This is a genomic window from Pseudoalteromonas sp. SWYJZ98, assembly GCF_015864495.1.
GTDB classification, from domain to species: domain Bacteria; phylum Pseudomonadota; class Gammaproteobacteria; order Enterobacterales; family Alteromonadaceae; genus Pseudoalteromonas; species Pseudoalteromonas distincta.
Genome location: NZ_JADYXA010000003.1, coordinates 149,384 through 168,631, shown reverse-complemented (window position 1 = coordinate 168,631; position 19,248 = coordinate 149,384). Strand labels below are relative to the sequence as shown.

The following is a 19,248-nucleotide window of genomic DNA, read 5'->3' as shown; positions in this document are numbered from 1 at the left end:
ATTGCAGTAGATACCTTATTGTTATGAAAAGCAAAGAAGAGGTTTTAGCCTTTATTAAACGGTTATCCCCGCTTCAGCGGGTGATAATTCAGGCGCATGATTTTCCTGATCATGATGCTATTTCTTCTGCGTATGCATTATCAGTGTTGCTATCTCACTATGGGATCAGCACTCTGATTGTTTACAACGGAGAAATTGACAGAATTTCACTTTCCAACCTGATCCAATGGTTAGAAATTCCAATTTATCATTGCTCACAAGTAAAGTTAAATCCGTCAGATAAAATCATTAATGTTGATGGTTGCATCGGTGAGAAAAATGTAACAGACGTGCCGGGCGATGAGATAGCAGTAATAGATCATCACACTATTAAACCTACTAAATCATTTTGGTTTAAAGATATTCGTAGTGATTATGGAGCCACTGCGACCATTATCTGGGAATATTATAAGTTACTTGGTATAGAAATGTCAGTACAGGTGGCGAGCGCGTTATTAGTAGGATTAAATGTTGATACCGCGAATATGACAAGGGGCTTCTGTAAAGCTGATATTAAGGCTTTTGTTTACTTAAATGCCCGCTCAGATTTATCCTTTGTTAATCGTGTGTTGAGAAATACCTTGATGCAAGAGGAACTAAGGAATTTTGAGCACGCGTTTAGAAATTTGTCTGTTAATAATGGTGTTGCCTCTGTGATACTACCTGAACCATGTCCTAAGAATATGCTAGGTATGCTGGGAGATTTTCTTTTATCCGTTAACGAATTTGATGTTGTTATTATAGCTGTTAAACAAAATAATGGTTTGCAACTATCGTTTCGTTCTGAGTGCCAATATGTTGATGTTGGGCAGTTAGCAAGAGAAACCTTAAATAATACCAATAGAGGTTTTGGTGGCGGACATAGGCATATGGCTGGCGGCATTGTTTTACCTGAATATATAAGTATGTTCACTGAAAAAAATAACCATTTTAAACCATTCATTAAAAAAATTAGTGAATGGCGCGCTTAATTATAAGAGGGAAGTATGGAAAAACTGTTTGAGTCAATGCTTTGGAACAGCCGAATTGTACTCGTTTTTGGTGTTATCTCATGTATGGTGACTGGTGTCGCTTTGATTTGTTTGGGCTTATATGAAGTTATTCATCTAATTTCAGCTTTATTTGATTATTTAATTACTCACTCAAGCAATGTAACCCGCGACAATATTATTCTTTTTGTAGTTGAAATTTTAGATACGTTTCTGCTGTCAGCTATATTATTTATCTTTGCTTTTGGTTTATACGAACTGTTTATCAGTCCAATAGAAAATTCACGGCAGCATACATCAAAAGCTTATGAGATAAAAACGATAGATCAGCTAAAAGCTAAGCTAGGTAAAGTTGTTATCATGCTATTAGTGATCAAGGTATTTGCTTACCTTGTTGAAATTAAACCTAAATCTATGGTTGAACTACTATACTTAGCTATTATAGTTTTATTGGTAGCGATAAGTTTATGGCTTGGTCATGCCGAAATAAAGCGATCCAATTAAGCTTTATTAAACGTTTACTATAAATGTTTTGTACTTTTAAGGTGTAAATTTTATCTTACTATTCAAAACATAAAACAATCTTTTAAGTTTTTGGTGTTAACTTGTCGATCGGGTGCTACTTTTGAACAATCAAGTTACATTACTTCTGCTTGAGGCTGAGAGTTCAACTGAAGAATGCAACGCTATCCTTATTATTAGTTAAAGAAGCGTTTACATGAAACAGAGAAAGCGTATTTATAATAATGCAGAACAAAAAAGGTTAATTTGGGGTCGAAATTAGCATGGTGATAGTGCGGATGATATAGGAAGATTATTTGGACGATACTATTCATCTATATTAGGTATTATCCATAAAACAGGCGGCGTATGGCCGCTTGAGCCGAAATGCTCACAAGTAACACTAACTCTTGCACAACGAGAAAGCATTTCACGAGGGTTGGCAGCAAGTAAATCACTTCGAGAAATAGCGATATATCTGCAGTGTTATAAAACAATTGAGCTGCATAAGATTTCTGGAGTAAGAATGTAATGCCAATAAAAGGATATAAAATTAAAACAGTTCTGTAATTTGTTGGCTATGGTTTAGAGCTCAAGCTTTAAGCACATAAGAAAATACTATAGGTAAAGTCCGCTTATGGCCACCCTCCAATCACTTGACAACATATAATGTTGATAATAATTGACTAGGTATTTTACTGTGTCGGATAGACAATAGAAAAGACACCCACTCTAAATTTTGCACTTTATGAAAAGAAGTACTGGGCTTTATTTAGTTCACAAAACAAGCAGAGTGTCTTATGGCTATCGCAAGAAAGGGCCTAATAAGTTTGGTTGATACAAAATACTACCACTGTATTTCTCGTTGCGTGCGTCGTGCTTTTGTGTGGTGAAGACCACTTTACAGGCAAGTCTTACGAGCACCGCAGAGGCTGGGTTGAAGATAAGCTGCTTGAATTAGCGAAGGTATTTTGTATTGATGTATGTGCTTACGCTGTTATGAGTAATCACACCCACTTAGTACTGTATGTTGATGATAAAAAAGCGAATCGATTAAACGATAAAGCGATTATCATTCGCTGGCATAAGCTCTGTAAAGGCACTGTACTTACGCAAAAATATGTACAAGGTGAAAAGCTAAGTAAAGCCGAACTTATCTTTTTCAATCAAACAGTAAACCAATACCGCGAGCGCCTATCCAGTATTAGCTGGTTTATGCGATTACTAAATGAAGATATTGCCCGCAGAGCGAACAAAGAAGATAATTGCACAGGTAGGTTTTGGGAGGGACGTTTTACGTCCCAAGCACTTCTGGATGAAGCGGCACTTGCTGCTTGTATGGCGTATGTCGATTTAAACCCAATTAGAGCCAAAATGGCTAACACCCCAGAGGAGTCATACCATACCAGCATCAAACAGCGTTTAACGTATGTAAAGGTTGGCAAGCAACCAAAACAACTACTGCGCTTTGCAGGCATGCCATGTCAAATTATGCCAAAAGGGCTGCCGTTTCAGTTTAAATCGTACCTTGAACTTGTTGAGTTAACTGGACATTGTATACGAGAAGACAAACGAGGTTATATTGAAAGTTCGCACCTACCCTTACTCGAAAGAGTGAATATATCCCCCCGAAAACTGGTTAAAACTCACCACACAATTTACGCGTGTATTTCATGGTGCAGTAGGCAGGCCAAGTTCACAAGCAAGTTACTGTAAAATTTAAACAGAAAGCGACGGGCGAATATCAGTAACTGCGAAAAGCTACTTGCATAAAACTTAAGCTACTCAGTAAAACTATTCAGTAATAAATCACAACTGCACCATGCAGCCATTTTTATGCGTGTGATTTAGGTTTAATAGAGTTAATGACTTATTTAATAGGTGAAATGGAAGTAATCCAGTAGGAAAGGTAAATTTTTAACCTAAAAGATAAATTTTATGACACAGTTTGGTATGTATAATTAAAGTGGCTGTCTAGCTTCGCCGTTGGTTGGAGCTTATAGACTATGGATTGGGGCGTAACTTGGATAATTTGGCCTGTAGGGGCTGTACTTTTTGCTGCACTGGTTGGATTAATTATAATTAAAGTGGCTGTCTAGTTTCACCGTTGGTAGGAAAGGTAAATTTTTAACCTAAAAGATAAATTTTATGACACAGTTTGGTATGTATAATTAAAGTGGCTGTCTAATTTCGCCGAGCCTCTAGATACCGTAAAGAGTAGACGTGTAAAACGTGCTGAAAAACTCGCTGCATTCTACTGGCCTTTGCTAATCGCTATCTTTCTTGGTTGGAGCTTATGGACTATGGATTGGGGCGTAACTTGGATAATTTGGCCTGTACTTTTCGCTGCACTGGTTGGATTAATGGAGTTGCTGGATAAAGAAGAGTGATGAACATGATATGCATCTTTATCAGCGATACAAAAACCTAATCTTAACCAGTAACTTTCTAATATGGCAGAGATTAGGGGGATACAAATAAGTCATCTAAATATAAATACTTGAACAACCGCTATGCTGGCATTTACGATCATCAATCTAGACCTAAATTCAAATACTATAAATGGCACTTTAGCGAAGTTCGGCTGTGAGCGTGAGGCAGACTGTGAGAAATTATGATGTATGAAGTCAATACTCGTCTCCTTGGTTATTACATTTTATGAACGTTCGTTACGAGCGTTCATGTTTTTTACTTTATACAAATGAATCATACCCTATGGCAGGCTTTTAAAAGTATTGTTAATGCTCTTAAGCTACATAGATTTAATAGGTAATCTTAATTGCTTTTGAGGTTTGATGGTTTGCATTAATAGGCATAGTGATACCAAAGCCACACCTATCCAACCAATTATCTTAAACCTTTCACCAATAACGAAAACGGCTAAAACAGTTGCAACTAATGGTTCTATTAAGGTAAGTAATGTCGCTTTACTTGCATTTATATAATTCAAGCCAAAACCAAATAGTAAGTATCCTAAAAACATTGGAATTACTGCCATATACAAAGATACCAATGCATTGGTTGCGCTTGAAAATAAGTTATCACCTGTAAACCATAATGAAGGGAGTAACAATAAAGCAGCACAACCGAACAGTCCTGACATTGACGATTTCGAATGAACTCCACTTTCAATTAAACTCCTTGCTGCCCATGAATAACCTGCATAGGTTAATCCAGCAATACACCCCAAAAGAATACCCAGGCTCTGTTGATTAATACTGTATGAAGGATCATTACTCTGATCTCTACCTAACGTTAATAAAGTAATACCTATAGCTCCAATAACAAAACTCAGTACCCATTCCAGTGATATATTTTTTTTACTAATTAGGCTTTCAAGGATTGCAGCAAAAAAAGGTGCCGTAGCAATTGAAACTACAGTGCCAATTGCAACACCTGATAAACGCATTGAAGTATAAAATGCTAATGGATAAATAGCGACAGAAGCGGCACCTAAAAGTAATACCTTAGGCTGTGAAATCATGAGCTTATAATCTATAAATAACGTTTTTCGTGCTGTAATAACAAGTAGCACTCCCCCTATTCCCATAGAGAATGCACCAATTGCAAACGGACTCACATCAGGGGAATAGCTTGCTGCGGTGCCTGTTGTTCCCCACAAAAAACTAGCAATAATGATAGCAATTACACCTTTAAAACTTCCGTGATGACTTTGCATAGTGATACCTGTTTTTTTATTATTTCAATACAGAAATTGTATGCTAATGATGAAAGGAGTTTTTAACAATTAAGACGCTATCGTTGACAATAAAGACTAAGTTTACTTTTTGAATTTATTAGGTGGTAGGCCAAAGTATTGTGAAAACTTTCGGCTAAAGGCTGACGGCTCTTTGCAGCCTACTTTTTCACCAATGATTGATAGTGGATAATCTGTGTGTGTTAGTAAAGCTTGCGCTTTTTCCATACGAAGTTTGGTTACGTATTTCATCACAGTCATATTTGTTTGTTGCTTAAATAGTTTCTTAAACTGCGTTTCGCTTAGAAAAGCAGATTCAGCCAGGCGTTTAATGTGAAGTTGCTCTGCAATATTTTGCTCTATGAAGGATATTGCTGTACCAATACGGTTATCTACTTTTGGCAATAAAGGTTGCTCTGCAAGCAGTAAATTGAACATTTCAAACATCGCCTGTTCTAATTGAGCATTAACTTTATTTTCTAATTGGTTTTCGATAAAGGTTAAGTAACTTTTAAGGGATGAGTTAATTGCAAAAACAATACAGTGTGAAGATGAAATATTTAGGGGTAGGTTTTTCATGTCCACAACTACAAATCTAGCTTCAGTATCTGCAGTGAACAAGTGCTCTTCATTGGCTTTAACTACAACACATTCACTTGGCGCAACTTTACCATTGAAATCACCAACGCATATATTTATGACACCACGTAAAGGTAAAACCAATTGATTAAAGTGATGTGAGTGACGGGTTGGTTTTGTGCTATAAGAACGAATAGATAATAGATTTTTCATAATAACAGAAATGTATGGCCTTATTTCATCCTGATTTTGGTTATACATAGTAGAGCAATGGATGACAAAGTGAAGTGTTAGTTTTATTGGCTCTTTAACTTAAACCTCAATGACTGCAATGGTGGCTTAGCAGTCCCACTCAAAGGCTTTGAAAGGTAATATCTGCTGTTGGCATTCTCCGCCACTCCACAACATAAAATGTTGATAATAATTGGCAAGGTATTTTACTGTGTCGGATGGCGCTTCGCTTATCCGACCTACATTGGCACAAAGCCGCCTATTTGGATTTTCCCACCGGTAAAATAAAACGTTTATTCAATACTAATACCTTGCTTTAAAAAGTACTCCACTGCTTTATCAGTATGGGGCTTAAATGCCTTCCAACGGCCAATTGCTTTGCTATTTAATGGTTGGCGTACTTGCACTTTACTGGCCGTAGATACCGGAGCGGTGTTTAAGTGAAAGTCTATACATTGTGCTTGCCATTCTAAGTTACAAAAGCTGACTAACTCTTTAATTTGTTGCTCGGGCTGTGCGACTAATTCTTCGTATTTTACTAATTTTATATTGCTGTGCAGGGTACTAAAGTGCTGCATTAGTTTGTAAAAACGGCTGTAAAATTTTGCTGTGTCGAGTAAGTCGAGCGAGTACGCGTAGTAGGGGTTATTAATGGTAAATAATTGGCGATAGTTGCCAATACAGGTGTCCATTGGATCGCGCAGCATACAAATTATTTTGGCGTTTGGCAGTGCTTTGGTTATTAAATCGATATAAAAAAAGTTAAACGGGAGCTTATCAATAAAGTGTTTATGGCTGCCTGTTATTACGCGTGTTGCGTTTAAATAGGTTGACCCAAGCTGATTAAAATCAAGCTCGTAGGCTTTACTGAGCGTTTGAGTGTCGAGCACATGGGGTGTTTGTGTTTGGCTCAGCTTTTTAACACTTAGGCCAAAGTCTTGTAATTCACCGGCTGATTGCACGTCGCTGTGGCTCGATAAAATACGCTCAACCAATGTGGTGCCAGAGCGGGGCATGCCTAATACAAAAATAGGTTCGGCCGTTGGGTTACCTTGTGTCAGCGCTTGTGTGTGCTGCTCACTTAAGTGTTTAATGTGTTCAAATAACTCAGTTGAGCTTTTATGATCAAACGGCTGCACAGCACGTTTTACTATTTTACCTTGCTCTAACGCGTTAAAAGCCTCTGAATATTCACCAATATCTTGATACTCTTTTGCGAGTGCATGGCCAATATGCAGTTTTGCATCGGGGTGTGTTACTTGCTCAAATACATTTTTTAAGCGCTCAATATGATTGTTTTGTGTACTTACTTTAGTTAAATCACTTAATGCAAAATGACTTTGGTGGTGCAGCGGGTTAAGCGCTATGGCATTTTCAAAAGCGAGTTGGGCTTTATCAAATAGCCCTAAAAACTTAGCGCTTACACCGTAGTTATAATAAAACGGTGGTTGAGCTTTGTTAGCCGCTGTAGCCAGTGTAATAGCGCGCTCAAAGTAGTTAAGTGCTTGCTCGTGAATACCTGCTTGAGTAAGTGCAACGCCAAGTGTGTCGGCATCAAGGGCTTTAGTTATTTGCTTTAATGGCACCGATAGTGCGGTATTTTTTGCTTTTTGTAATTCGCCAGTAAGTGCGTAACATTTAGCAAGTTGCGCGGTGTATTCAATACTTTGGCCAAGGGTAAGGGCTTTTTCGATGAGCTTTATTGCTTTGTGTATTTGCCCAACAGTTAAATTAACCATAGCTAACAAAAAATACCCATCAGCAAAGTCTGGTTTGAGTGTCACTAACTCCACTAGGGCTTTGTGTGCTTGCTCTATTTTACCTTGGTTTAGGGAGTGTATTGCGCTTTGATGAAGTTGCTTTAAATTTGGCTGCATGGTTTTGGTAATTATTATTTTGTAAAAGAAAATAAAAAGGCTCAAATAAATTTGAGCCTTAAAACAGTATTTAAAAAGTGAGACTGTTTAAAAGTCGCTTAAATTATATTTCAAATTTGTAGTTAAATTTAACACCTACCGTAAGCGGGCGATTAATGTAATGGCCGTAGTTACGTTGTATGTCGGCGCCATTAGCTGATGTTATGTCTTCATCTGAACGACGAACGGATGTAACCGCGTATTTGTTGAATAGGTTATCAACATATAGCGTAGTTGACCATGCATCGGCTGTTAATTTAGCTGATATATTACTTAAGCTGTAACCTGGTAGTGTTTCGCCGTTATCACGAAGCCCTACTCTTGAAAGCACGTCGCTTTGCGCGGTTAAACCGTAGTTAATATCAAGCGTTTTGTCGTTAAACACGTCTGTTTGATAGTTTACACCCATAGAAAATTGATTTTCAGGTGAGCCTGGTAAACGGTCGCCGTCTTCTGCGCCATCGGTACCATCGGCATTAAACAAAAATGGTGCGTCTGATGTTAGCTCTGCTTTTGTGTAAGCATAGGTTGCGTAAACTGAAAACGAGTCAGATAAAATAGCACGGGTTGAAATTTCTACCCCTCTTGCATTAGCGCTGCCTGCGTTTGAAAGGTACGTTAATTGACCTATATCTGTAGCGCCTGTAATTTGTGCATCATCCCAATCTACGTTAAATAACGCGGCGTTAAAGTGTAGCTGGCTTCTAAACCATGTACTTTTAAAGCCTAGCTCGTAGTTTGTTGTGGTGTCGGCTTCATATAATAATTCGTCAGGTTTACCACAACCTGTTTGTTGATCCTCAACAATTGGATCAGGGCAAGACACTAAACCGTTTGAACCACCAATTCTAAAGCCTTCACTTACTGTTACATAGCCCATTACTGAGTCAGTGAACTGGTATTTAGCATTAAATTTAAATAAGTTACCGTTATCGCCTGCTTCGTCTTTTTCGTATGCAACGGTGGTTACATCAGGATCTACTCCACCATATAATGTATTTGCTAGCGGGAAGTCAAAAGCCGCTTGCGACTCTATATCGTATTTGTAAAAACGGGCACCAATGGTCACATCTAATTTGTCGGTAACTTGGTAGCCAACTTCACCAAATAGTGCAGACTCAGTGACGGTACTTTTTGTAAGCTCTAAGTATTCTAATGAGTCAGGTCTTAGCTGCTCGCCACCAAAGTTATCGATAGCGAATTGGTCAAACCCAGGGGTAAACTCTCGGCTTGATGCTTCGGTTTCTGTTTTGTTGTAAAAGCCACCCACAATCCAGTTAAAGTCGCTGTCGCCTTGCGACACTAAGCGAATTTCTTGAGTAAAGGTATCTTCTTCGTCAATTTCACGGGTAAACGTTGAAAACGAAGGAAACTCTTCATAACCGTAATCAAGACGAATTAGTAAGTCTGTTTGATCGCGTTGACCGTCGGCATCAAAGCTTGAAATACCGGTTGCCGATACTAGCTCTGCAAAACCTAGGTCGGCTTTTAGTTCGAGGCTTAGTAATTGATCTTTTTTCTCGCGAGGTTCTTCAAAGCGATAAGCCGATTCGTATTTACCTATTACATCGCTTAAACCGTTATTTGCATTAAGGCTGTTGTAATGAACAATCGAGCGGCCTTCGCTGTCTTGGTTTTGGTAAAAGTAGTTAAGCGTACCTTCAAACGATTCATTTGGTTTAAAGCGTACGGAAATACGACCTGTTGTGGTGGTTTCGCCGTTGGCGTCTTTTACATTTTTAAGGTTGTTATTAACTGCTGAGCTATCGCTCCAATCTGGATCTGGCAACGATACGCCAGGTTCACGTACTACATAGCCGTAATCGATAAAACCCGGATCTTCATATACATTTAAGCTGGCGCGTACCGCTAATTTATCTTCGATAATAGGAAGGTTAAATATAAAACCGCCTTCGCCACCTAGAGAGTCACTTTCTTTTGTTTGAAACAGGTCGCCGTAAACTTCAAGCGATGTAAAATCAAGCTCAGGCTGTTTAAGCATGTAGCGAATTGCACCGCCTAATGTGCCTGCACCATAAAGGGTGCCTTGTGGCCCAATTAATACTTCAACACGCTCAATATCTACAAGGCGCATATCTACCGAAACCGGAATTTCGTTAATGTAAGTAGATACCGTGCCGCCATCTGATGATGGACCAGATGAATTGGTATTTAAACCACGAACAATAATAGGCGAGCCTGAGCGACCACCTTGATCGGTAATTGTTAAACCAGGTACCCAGCGCGCTACATCGGCAAGCTCATTGATATTTTGATCTTTCATAATATCTGCATCAAGGGCTGTAATATTTAGCGGTGCATTTTGCACAGAGCCGCTGCGCCTTGTTGCTGTAACTTCGATTACTTCGAGTGATTTGTTTTTAGCTGCAACTTCTTCTTGAGCAAGTGCGGCATTAGGCAATAAAAATACGCTAGAAACAGCGCTCGAAATAGCCAAGGTTAACAAGCTTGGTTTAAACATAAAAAGTGATCCCCGGTTCAAATGTTTTACATTAGTAAATTAAGTTAAGCAGTTTATCAGGGAGTGAAGTAGCTTGGAATTTTAATTCACTTTTATAGAATAAATATATTTTGTTTGTGGGGGGGGGGTATTTAGTTAATAGGCAATATAAGCAATAGCTTAGTCCTATTAGGTACAGCTAGGTTAAAAATCGCACTCTTGTTTAAAGGTAAATAGTCATTCATTTTTTAAAAATGGCTTTATGATGTGCTCGTTAAACAAATTATTACATTAAAATTGATAGTTTATAATGTTATTAATTATGCTTTTATCAGCACTATTAAAGTATATTTTTATCCCCATTAAGAGTGTTAAGTCGGAATTATAAGTAACTGTGTAAGTTATTGAGTGAGCGTGTTTGATTGCCGCTTCGTATTCTTTTTTTTGTTTTGTCAGCACTTTTTTGTGCGTGTTTTTAAGGATTAACAATGAGCCAACTATTTTCGCCTTTATCACTTGGGCAAGTAACGTTAGATAACCGTATTATTATTGCACCCATGTGCCAGTATTCAGCAAACAATGGCGCTGCTAGCGATTGGCATACTATTCATTTGGGCCAATTGAGTTTAAGTGGTGCAGGATTACTTATTTTAGAAGCAACAGCAGTAAACCCAGAAGGGCGTATTAGCTATGGCGATTTAGGGCTTTGGAATAACGAAACCCAGCAAGCCCTAGACAAAAGCCTAAAAGCAGTAAGGCAATACAGCCCTATGCCTATTGGTATTCAGTTAGCGCATGCTGGGCGCAAAGCATCAACTGAAAAACCATGGGACGGTGGCGATGCCATTGCACCTGATGATGTTAATGGCTGGCAAACGCTCGCCCCTTCGGCAATTGCGTATGACGCTAACAGCCCAGTACCAAAAGCAATGAGCCAATCCGATATTGACTCACTAATTAAAGACTTTGTCAGTGCAGCTAAACGCGCTGATGAACTCGGCCTTGATTTAATCGAGCTACATGGTGCGCACGGTTACCTGTTACACCAGTTTTTGTCGCCACTTTCAAACAAGCGCGATGACAACTACGGTGGTAGCCTAGAAAACAGAATGCGCTTATTGCTTGAGGTATTTAAAGCAGTACGCGCGGTATTCCCAAGTGAAAAAGCAGTGGGTGTGCGTATCTCGGCAACCGATTGGGTTGAAGGCGGCTGGGATTTAGAGCAATCGATAGTGCTTAGTAAAGCGCTTGATGAACTCGGCTGTGATTTTATTCATGTAAGTACGGCGGGTTTAAGTCCTGAGCAACAAATACCAGTAAAACCTAATTTTCAGGTGCCATTTGCAACAGCGATAAAAAACGTTGTTAAAATGCCTGTAATAGCCGTTGGTTTAATCACTGAGGCGCAACAAGCCGAAGATATTATTAGTGAGCAGCAAGCCGATGGCGTAGCACTTGCGCGTGGTATTTTATATAACCCGCATTGGCCGTGGCATGTTGCTGCAGAGCTTGGTGCTACAGTGACTGCACCTAAACAGTATTTACGCTCAAGCCCACATGGGCAGCCATCCCCAATTAAGTAAAGTTTAGTTTTTTGTAAAAACCCAATCAGCGTTTGCTGGTTGGGTTTTATTATTTTTGTAAAGTAGGATACACATGACCCAAACAGGCGTTTCACCACAACCACTTAGCAATACACTCGTCACTATTATTGCTTTGTGCTGCGGCCTTATTGTTGCCAATATTTACTACGCTCAACCTATCATTGAGTTACTAGCACCAGAGGTGGGGTTAAGCTCGCATAGTGCCAGCCTTATCGTATCGCTTACACAAATAGGTTATGCCTTAGGTTTGTTTTTTTTAGTGCCTTTAGCTGACTTAATAGAAAACAAACGCTTAATGCTTATAACGCTCGCTGTGTCGTTTTTAAGTTTAGTGGGTACGGCATTGGCTGATTCACCTAATGTAATGCTTATTTTATGTTTGATGATAGGTATAAGCTCGGTGTCTGTTCAGGTTCTTATTCCGCTTGCTGCGCATTTATCGTCGGATGAAAAACGCGGACAGGTGCTTGGTAATATTATGGCAGGTTTGCTGTTAGGTATTTTGCTTGCAAGGCCAATATCGAGCTTAATAGCCGATCACTTTGGTTGGCGTGCTGTATTTTACTTTGCAGCAGGGTGTATGGTGTTTATTGCAGGCGTAATTTATTTTGCTATTCCAAGCAGGCAACCTACCCATAAAACAACGTATTTTAAGTTATTAAAATCGCTTAAACAGTTAATGATTAGCCAACCAATGCTGCGCCAACGTTCACTTTTTCAAGCATTAATGTTTGCATCGTTCAGTTTATTTTGGACGAGCGTACCGGTTGTGCTTGCCCGTGAGTATGGTTTATCGCAATCAGAAATAGCATTGTTTGCATTAGTGGGTGCGGCAGGTGCTGTAGCTGCCCCCATTGTTGGTCGCTTGGCAGATAAAGGCTATACACATCAGGTATCGTTACTGGCCAAAGTAATTGCAGCAGTGTGCTTTTTACCAAGCTTATTTGAGCTACCTTACGGCATTATAGTATTGGCATTAACCGGTGTGTTTATTGATTTTGCTGTGCAGGCCAATATGGTATTGGGTCAACGTGCAGTGTATGCACTAGAGCCGCAAAGCCGTGCGCGTTTAAACGCTATTTACATGACGAGTATATTTGTAGGTGGCGCAGTAGGCTCGCTTATTGCCAGCCCATTATATGAAGCGTGCGGGTGGACAGGTATTGCTCTGGTCGCGACGGGCATGCCGCTTATTTCGTTGATTGGCTATTTGGTTACAACTAAAAAGCAAAGTAAGGCTGTGAGTTAAAAAATTACTGGATACAACAGAATAAAGTCACCATGTTGCGTGGTGACTTTATTTAGATTATTTAGGTTATTTGGTAGTTAACTAAGTAGTCTGTTTTTTTGCGTTTGAAAACGAGCTACCAACAGATGCAATAATTACAAGTAAAATAGCGAGCCACTGCCATAAAGTAAGCAATTCACCCAGTATAATAAACCCTGCGAGCGAAGCTATTGCAGGCTCTAAACTCATCATTACGCTAAACCCTTGTGAAGGCATGTTACGCAGTGCAACCATTTCAAGTGTGTAAGGCAGTGCGCTTGATAAAATAGCAATACCAATACCCAGTGGGATAATTTCCCACGTAAACGCGGCGCTTTGCATAATGCCGCCGTATGGTACTAGCACTATAGCGGCAACGGTCATACCCAATGCGACAGTTGCTCCACCAGAGCTTTGTGTGCCCGTTTTTTTACCAAATAATATATAACCTGCCCAACATGCACCAGCACCAAGCGCAAGCGCTACACCCAATGGATCAAGGCTGTCTTGGCCGCTCATATCTGGAAGCAGAAGCAAAATACCGGCAATAGCACAGGCAACCCAAAATAAATCACGTTTACGGCGCGATGAAAATAAGGCAACAGCAAGCGGGCCTGTAAATTCAAGCGCTACACCTATGCCAAGTGGAATACGTTCAATGGCGTAATAAAACAAAATGTTCATACCGCCTAAACTTAAACCATACACAACTATAGGAATACGATTGCCTCGTGTGGGTAAGTGTTTCCACGGTTTAAACACTAAACAAAGTATTAGAGCAGAAAAACCAAGCCTAAGTGCCGTCGTACCCTCAGGGCCAACAATTGGGAAAAGTTGTTTAGCAATTGAGGCGCCAGACTGTATGGTGACCATAGCCATTAGTACGCACAACACTGCTAGTAAAAAGCTTTTTGAAGATGATTGCATTTTTATCCTTGAGTTGAGTAACTCTATCAATTAGTTAAATTGTAATGCAGGGAGTATAAAAGCTAAACCCGCCCGATATTAATGGCGGCATAGTATCTTTTTTTAAATTTATAGGTAAGTGTTTGCGACCAAAAATAGCGCAATTAAAAGTATATTAAATAGGGCAGGTAAATAAAGTAAGAGGTAAAGTTAGCAAACAGGCGTTTGCTAACTTTAATCAGTTGGTTAAAAGGCCTTAGTGGGCACTTTTATTAACTAAGCCATCAAGCGAGTAGAGGCCTCGTTTTTCATCATTTTTGCGTTTAATTTCTTCAAGTGCACGCGATTCTACAGCGTCAAATAAAGCATTAATTAAGCGGTTAAAATGTTTGTGCATTGCACTGCGCGCTGCATTTGCATCATGCGACTTTAGGGCTGTATAAATAGCGGTGTGTTCGTCCATAACGCATTCGTTATTGTTTTTACACACACTGCCATAGTCAGCAACAATTTGTGGGTTTGTTAAACGTAAATCCCACAAGTTAGACACTGCAAATTCAAGTGCTTTATTACGCGTTGCTCTAGCTATAATTTCGTGAAACTCACGGTCGGCTTGCTCAACATACAGGCCTTTTTCCATAGCAATTAATGTTTTATTTAGTTGCTCTAGTTCTTCTTCTGTAATGCTTTGAGCAGCTAAAGCGGCAATTTCGCCTTCAATTAATGCGCGAGCTTGAGTAAGTTCAAATGCACTGATCTCTTTTGATTTTATAGATGCATTTTTTTGTTCTACTACGTAAACACCAGAGCCGGTTTTAACTTCAACTCGGCCACGTACTTCTAATGCGATAATAGCTTCTCTAATGGTAGGGCGACTTACATCAAACATTTCTGCAAGTTCACGTTCAGGTGGTAAACGACTCCCAGCAGAAAATTCGCCTTGATTTATTAAAGACTCAATTTTATCAACTATGCGCCAAAATAAGCGACGATTACCCATACTTTACCTTCATTACCTTAAGGAATAGTGGCCTCTGGGGCCTATAAGTCAAAACCAACTGTTAATGTCAGAGGTTACCTTAAAATTCACTATTATGTCAAAATTCTAACGCGATGTTAGGGTTAAAAACCACTTTACACCAACGGTTGCATTCTTGTATCACCAATTTAGTTTAAAATAATGTAATTGGCCAGCTTGATTGGTAATGTTTTTATGTGTTAGGTTAGATTTAAGGTTATTGAGTAATAAATATTGGTAATAAACCGAGTTGGGTTGTCAGTGTTAAGTTTGTTGTAGAAGTATTTGATTGCCCATGGATGGGGATCGCTATTTTAAAGTGTTTTGTAAAATGTGTCGTTGTACGAGAGCTATTTAAGCTTTCTTCTGGGCGTTAGCTGTCGTTGGTTAACGCCCATATTTTATTTAATTAGTCGTTAGGGTACACAACCCCAAGCTGTTTGCGCGCTTCATCAAGAACGCTCATTACGTTACTGGCTAAAATGTGCGTATTAACAGGTGACTCAAGGATATTTTGCTTCACTAATGACATGAAATGCTCAACTTCGTATTTCATAAAGTGCTCATCAAACGGCTGGGATATAATCTCTACATCACCATTATTAGTAATAAATTCCACTTTTTTAAGTTGCGATACGGCTTCTATACGTATGCGCCCAAGCTCGCCTTGTATTTCGGTTATGTTGTCGCCTTGCGATATTTTGGAGTAACTAATAACGGCTTGTTTATCTGCATAGTTTAGTAATACATCGCCCGCACCATCTACACCAGTATCGAGCAATACGCCACTGGCACTCACGCTTTTTGGTGCCCCCCAAAGTGCAATTAATAAATACAGCGGGTAAATCCCTAAATCAACTAAAGCACCATTTGCAAACTCGGGTAAAAATGTGTTTGGGCGTTCTCCATTTTTATACTTATCGTAACGCGATGAGTATTGACTGTACTGGCCAATATATTTACGTGGTGTGCCAATTTTTACCATTGCCTGTTGTAGCTGTTCATAGTTAGGCAAGTGAGTGGTCATCATGGCTTCCATGTAAAGGCGCTGATGTTTTTTTGCTGTAGCTATAATGCTTGCAAGCTCTTTAGAATTGGCAGCTGATGGTTTTTCGCCAAGGACATGTTTACCCGCTTCTAGACACATAACGGCATATTGTTTGTGTAAGCTATTAGGGGCGGCTATGTAGACAGCATCGACATTTTGATCTTGGCAAACTTGCTCGATTGAGGTGAAAATTTTTGCTTGTGCATTTTGTGGGTGTTTGGCTAAAAATGCTTCGCCGCTAGATACTGCGCGCGAGCACACCCCATATAAATTAAAATCGTTTAACGTATTTGCAGCGGCTAACAATGTGTCGCTAATAAAATTGGTGCCAACAATAACAAAGTTCATGCTCACTCCTTGGAAAATATAAGAGCGATAATTGTATCATTTTAAATTTTGGCGTGTTTGTTTTAAAGGTTAAGTTTTTAATGTGTTTAGGCTTTAATTAACGTCGTTTTTTAGCTGAGGGTTTATGCAATATAAATAGCGATTAATGAGCTGGTTTTATGTATTGTGGTGTAAATAAAAAGTAAACGGCAAGTTGTATGAGCACAGAGTATGATTACATCATAATTGGTGCAGGCAGTGGCGGCTGCGTTATGGCATCGCGATTGTCTGAGGATAAAAATGTCAGTGTGTGTTTAATTGAAGCTGGCGGCAGCGATAAAAGTGCATTTGTGCAAATGCCAGCTGGCATAGCAGCGAGTGTGCCTTATGGCATAAATAGCTGGCATTACAATACGGTGCCACAAAAAGAGCTTAATAACCGCTGTGGTTTTGTGCCGCGCGGCAAAGTATTGGGTGGGTCAAGCTCTACCAATGCAATGGTTTATATTCGCGGTAACAAATACGATTACGACCAATGGGCTGCTAATGGCAATACGGGATGGGATTTTGAGAGTTTACTCCCGTACTTTATTAAAGCTGAGAACAATAAAGCGTTTATAAATAATGAGTTGCACGGAATAAAAGGCCCGCTACATATACAAGAGCTAAGTAACCCAAGCAATGTAAACCAATATTTTTTAAATGCCTGTGCTGAGCAGGGCGTTAATTTAAGCGGTGATATAAATGGTAAAGAGCAAAGCGGCGCGCGTTTATCGCAGGTAACTCAGCACAATGGCGAGCGTTGTAGTGCAGCAAAAGCATATTTAACACCGCATTTAAACCGCCCGAATTTAACGGTATTAACCCATAGCCACGTTAATAAAATAAATATAGCTAATAAGATAACGCAAGGCGTGCAAATAGGGCGTAATAAGGAGGTTATTAATTTACGTGCTAAAAAAGAGGTAATACTCAGTGCTGGCTCTATTAATTCGCCGCAAATATTAATGCTTTCGGGTATTGGCCCAAAAGAGCAGTTAAGTGCACATAACATTAAGGTTCAGCACGTACTTGAAGGTGTTGGCGCTAATTTACAAGATCACTTAACGGTAGTGCCACTTTATAAATCAAAAACAAGTAAAGGCACATTTGGTATAAGCCCGCTTGGCATTGCCAGCATTTTAAAAGGATGCGTTAACTGGTTTAGTAAACGAGAAGGGCGATTAACCAGTAATTTTGCAGAGTCGCACGCGTTTATTAAATTATTTGAAGGCTCGCCAGCGCCCGATGTGCAGCTAGAATTTGTAATTGGGCTGGTGGACGATCATAGTCGTAAATTACACACTGGGCATGGTTACAGTATACACAGCAGTATTATGCGCCCCAAAAGCCGAGGTACTATTACATTAGCTGATAACAATCCGCGTAGTGCACCGCTTATTGACCCTAATTATTTAAGCCATCCAGATGATTTAACTGTAATGCTTGCTGGTCTTAAAAAAACACTCGCTATTATGCAAAGCAACGCTTTTGATAACATACGCGGTAAAATGCTCTACCCGCTTGATATAAATAATGATGAGCAGCTAATTGAGTTTATACGCCAAACTGCAGATACCGAATATCACCCAGTAGGGACATGTAAAATGGGGCAAGACTCAATGGCAGTAGTAGATACTAATTTACGAGTACACGGGGTAAGTAACTTACGCGTAGTTGATGCGTCGATTATGCCTACTATTATTACCGGCAACACAAATGCGCCGGTAATTGCGATTGCTGAAAAAGCGGCTGATTTAATTAAACACGAAAACGTATAATTGAATTAACAATAGCAGGGCTATTAATTAGCGATAAAACTCATTTAGCCATTGTTGCCAATCGCTTTCAAGATGTAGCATTTGCTGATGCTTTTTAGCGTTTAGATGCTTGGCTTCGTCCTCGCTTGCCACATAAGGCCCAACGCGGCATAGGGGGCAATGGTTAGATGTTAAGTATGCAGGCTTTGTAAGGCGTGAGCTTAATTCGCTAGTATGTTTATCGAGACTTTTTGGGCTGAAAACGTAAGTTATGCCGCTTGTGTCTTTAACGTGTTTGTCGCGGTCAACATTACGAATTTTATAACCTTCAAAATGGCTAATATCAAATGGGGTTTGGCCTAAATAATCTGCGGTTAAACCGTTATTTAAACTCCCCTCTATATTCCACTCACGATAAGGTTTTACATCCTTTGAGGTGATGTAACAAAGCATTGGCCCATTTTTATCAAGCGCGTATTCGTTAGCGTATTTAATAAATTGGTGCAGTAAAGCGCGGTTTAATACGTTCATACTGGTTTGGCGCGTGTTGTTTTCAAACGCTTCACGGCCAACAAATGCAGGTATAAGCGGAAACTGAAAAATAACCACATCAAAGCTGTGCTGGTTTTCACTTAGAGCTTGCCAACATGCATGGTTTGTTACATCAAAACTATTAAGTACCTCAACGTTATGCGCTTTTAAGTTGCTAAGTGCATTGTGCTGGTATTTTTGCTCAATAGTAGTTTGGTCATCGTAAGTGGATGCAACCAAAGCTTTTGGCGATAGATGAGTGTAAATAGCGTTCGAAAACGATAAATCGCCATCGCCTACGGTGAGTATTCGCCATTGAGGATTTAAATACATAT

The 19,248-nt window shown here is 39.5% G+C and carries 13 protein-coding genes and 2 pseudogenes; 7 read left to right on the top strand and 8 right to left on the bottom strand.

Annotated elements, in window-relative coordinates:
* The first annotated feature begins 23 nt into the window (after window positions 1-23).
* From I6F10_RS03675 to I6F10_RS03665, 4 genes and pseudogenes are all read left to right on the top strand, one after another.
* Entirely contained in the window at window positions 24-1,010 is a 987-nt protein-coding gene (locus tag I6F10_RS03675) for a DHH family phosphoesterase (RefSeq protein WP_197098462.1), read from the top strand.
* A 15-nt stretch (window positions 1,011-1,025) separates the two neighbouring features.
* Window positions 1,026-1,532 (top strand): YqhA family protein, encoded by a 507-nt coding sequence (locus I6F10_RS03670; RefSeq protein ID WP_165742583.1) that lies wholly within the window; start codon window positions 1,026-1,028, stop codon window positions 1,530-1,532.
* A 214-nt stretch (window positions 1,533-1,746) separates the two neighbouring features.
* Window positions 1,747-2,010 (top strand): annotated as a pseudogene (locus tag I6F10_RS20520) (IS30 family transposase); the annotation flags it as partial.
* Between the two features lie 319 nt (window positions 2,011-2,329).
* Window positions 2,330-3,302 (top strand): annotated as a pseudogene (locus I6F10_RS03665) (transposase).
* A 979-nt stretch (window positions 3,303-4,281) separates the two neighbouring features.
* On the opposite strand, the gene I6F10_RS03660 reads toward I6F10_RS03665, so the two are convergent.
* From I6F10_RS03660 to I6F10_RS03645, 4 genes are all read right to left on the bottom strand, one after another.
* Window positions 4,282-5,208 (bottom strand): DMT family transporter, encoded by a 927-nt coding sequence (locus I6F10_RS03660; protein WP_165742582.1) that lies wholly within the window; start codon window positions 5,206-5,208, stop codon window positions 4,282-4,284.
* Between the two features lie 102 nt (window positions 5,209-5,310).
* Window positions 5,311-6,018: a helix-turn-helix domain-containing protein gene (locus tag I6F10_RS03655; RefSeq protein WP_165742581.1), complete on the bottom strand. Its 708-nt coding sequence runs from the start codon at window positions 6,016-6,018 to the stop codon at window positions 5,311-5,313.
* A gap of 311 nt (window positions 6,019-6,329) precedes the next feature.
* Entirely contained in the window at window positions 6,330-7,913 is a 1,584-nt protein-coding gene (locus I6F10_RS03650) for a tetratricopeptide repeat-containing sulfotransferase family protein (protein WP_165742580.1), read from the bottom strand.
* A 103-nt stretch (window positions 7,914-8,016) separates the two neighbouring features.
* Window positions 8,017-10,434, bottom strand: a complete 2,418-nt coding sequence (locus tag I6F10_RS03645) for a TonB-dependent receptor (RefSeq protein ID WP_165742579.1) — start codon at window positions 10,432-10,434, stop codon at window positions 8,017-8,019.
* Window positions 10,435-10,901: 467 nt separating this feature from the next.
* On the opposite strand from I6F10_RS03645, the gene I6F10_RS03640 reads away from it, so the two are divergent.
* Together I6F10_RS03640 and I6F10_RS03635 are read left to right on the top strand one after the other, a co-directional pair.
* Entirely contained in the window at window positions 10,902-11,996 is a 1,095-nt protein-coding gene (locus tag I6F10_RS03640; protein ID WP_165723381.1) for an NADH:flavin oxidoreductase/NADH oxidase, read from the top strand.
* A gap of 73 nt (window positions 11,997-12,069) precedes the next feature.
* Complete coding sequence (locus I6F10_RS03635; protein ID WP_165742578.1) at window positions 12,070-13,266, top strand: MFS transporter; 1,197 nt, start codon at window positions 12,070-12,072, stop codon at window positions 13,264-13,266.
* An 81-nt stretch (window positions 13,267-13,347) separates the two neighbouring features.
* Here I6F10_RS03635 and I6F10_RS03630 read toward each other — a convergent pair whose 3' ends face one another.
* The 3 genes from I6F10_RS03630 to I6F10_RS03620 all read right to left on the bottom strand — a co-directional run bounded on the left by I6F10_RS03630 (window position 13,348) and on the right by I6F10_RS03620 (window position 16,604).
* Window positions 13,348-14,211 (bottom strand): EamA family transporter, encoded by an 864-nt coding sequence (locus tag I6F10_RS03630; protein ID WP_165742577.1) that lies wholly within the window; start codon window positions 14,209-14,211, stop codon window positions 13,348-13,350.
* 235 nt (window positions 14,212-14,446) lie between these two features.
* Window positions 14,447-15,190, bottom strand: a complete 744-nt coding sequence (locus I6F10_RS03625; protein ID WP_002960591.1) for a FadR/GntR family transcriptional regulator — start codon at window positions 15,188-15,190, stop codon at window positions 14,447-14,449.
* Window positions 15,191-15,617: 427 nt separating this feature from the next.
* The gene (locus I6F10_RS03620; RefSeq protein WP_165742576.1) at window positions 15,618-16,604 is read right to left on the bottom strand and encodes a Gfo/Idh/MocA family protein; all 987 of its coding nucleotides are present in this window, start codon (window positions 16,602-16,604) and stop codon (window positions 15,618-15,620) included.
* A gap of 197 nt (window positions 16,605-16,801) precedes the next feature.
* Here I6F10_RS03620 and I6F10_RS03615 point away from each other — a divergent pair, with 197 nt between their 5' ends.
* Window positions 16,802-18,403 (top strand): GMC family oxidoreductase, encoded by a 1,602-nt coding sequence (locus I6F10_RS03615; RefSeq protein ID WP_165742575.1) that lies wholly within the window; start codon window positions 16,802-16,804, stop codon window positions 18,401-18,403.
* Between the two features lie 27 nt (window positions 18,404-18,430).
* Here the strand turns inward: I6F10_RS03615 and I6F10_RS03610 are convergent, their stop codons facing one another.
* A complete protein-coding gene (locus tag I6F10_RS03610; protein WP_165742574.1) occupies window positions 18,431-19,246 on the bottom strand; it encodes a class I SAM-dependent methyltransferase in 816 nt (271 codons plus the stop codon).
* Window positions 19,247-19,248 lie beyond the last annotated feature (2 nt).

Bases quoted from the DNA above. Each gene is read 5' to 3' on its own strand.
- I6F10_RS03675 (WP_197098462.1), top strand. From the start codon at position 24: ATGAAAAGCAAAGAAGAGGTTTTAGCCTTTATTAAACGGTTATCCCCG.
- I6F10_RS03670 (WP_165742583.1), top strand. From the start codon at position 1,026: ATGGAAAAACTGTTTGAGTCAATGCTTTGGAACAGCCGAATTGTACTC.
- I6F10_RS03660 (WP_165742582.1), bottom strand. From the start codon at position 5,208: ATGCAAAGTCATCACGGAAGTTTTAAAGGTGTAATTGCTATCATTATT.
- I6F10_RS03655 (WP_165742581.1), bottom strand. From the start codon at position 6,018: ATGAAAAATCTATTATCTATTCGTTCTTATAGCACAAAACCAACCCGT.
- I6F10_RS03650 (WP_165742580.1), bottom strand. From the start codon at position 7,913: ATGCAGCCAAATTTAAAGCAACTTCATCAAAGCGCAATACACTCCCTA.
- I6F10_RS03645 (WP_165742579.1), bottom strand. From the start codon at position 10,434: ATGTTTAAACCAAGCTTGTTAACCTTGGCTATTTCGAGCGCTGTTTCT.
- I6F10_RS03640 (WP_165723381.1), top strand. From the start codon at position 10,902: ATGAGCCAACTATTTTCGCCTTTATCACTTGGGCAAGTAACGTTAGAT.
- I6F10_RS03635 (WP_165742578.1), top strand. From the start codon at position 12,070: ATGACCCAAACAGGCGTTTCACCACAACCACTTAGCAATACACTCGTC.
- I6F10_RS03630 (WP_165742577.1), bottom strand. From the start codon at position 14,211: ATGCAATCATCTTCAAAAAGCTTTTTACTAGCAGTGTTGTGCGTACTA.
- I6F10_RS03625 (WP_002960591.1), bottom strand. From the start codon at position 15,190: ATGGGTAATCGTCGCTTATTTTGGCGCATAGTTGATAAAATTGAGTCT.
- I6F10_RS03620 (WP_165742576.1), bottom strand. From the start codon at position 16,604: ATGAACTTTGTTATTGTTGGCACCAATTTTATTAGCGACACATTGTTA.
- I6F10_RS03615 (WP_165742575.1), top strand. From the start codon at position 16,802: ATGAGCACAGAGTATGATTACATCATAATTGGTGCAGGCAGTGGCGGC.
- I6F10_RS03610 (WP_165742574.1), bottom strand. From the start codon at position 19,246: ATGTATTTAAATCCTCAATGGCGAATACTCACCGTAGGCGATGGCGAT.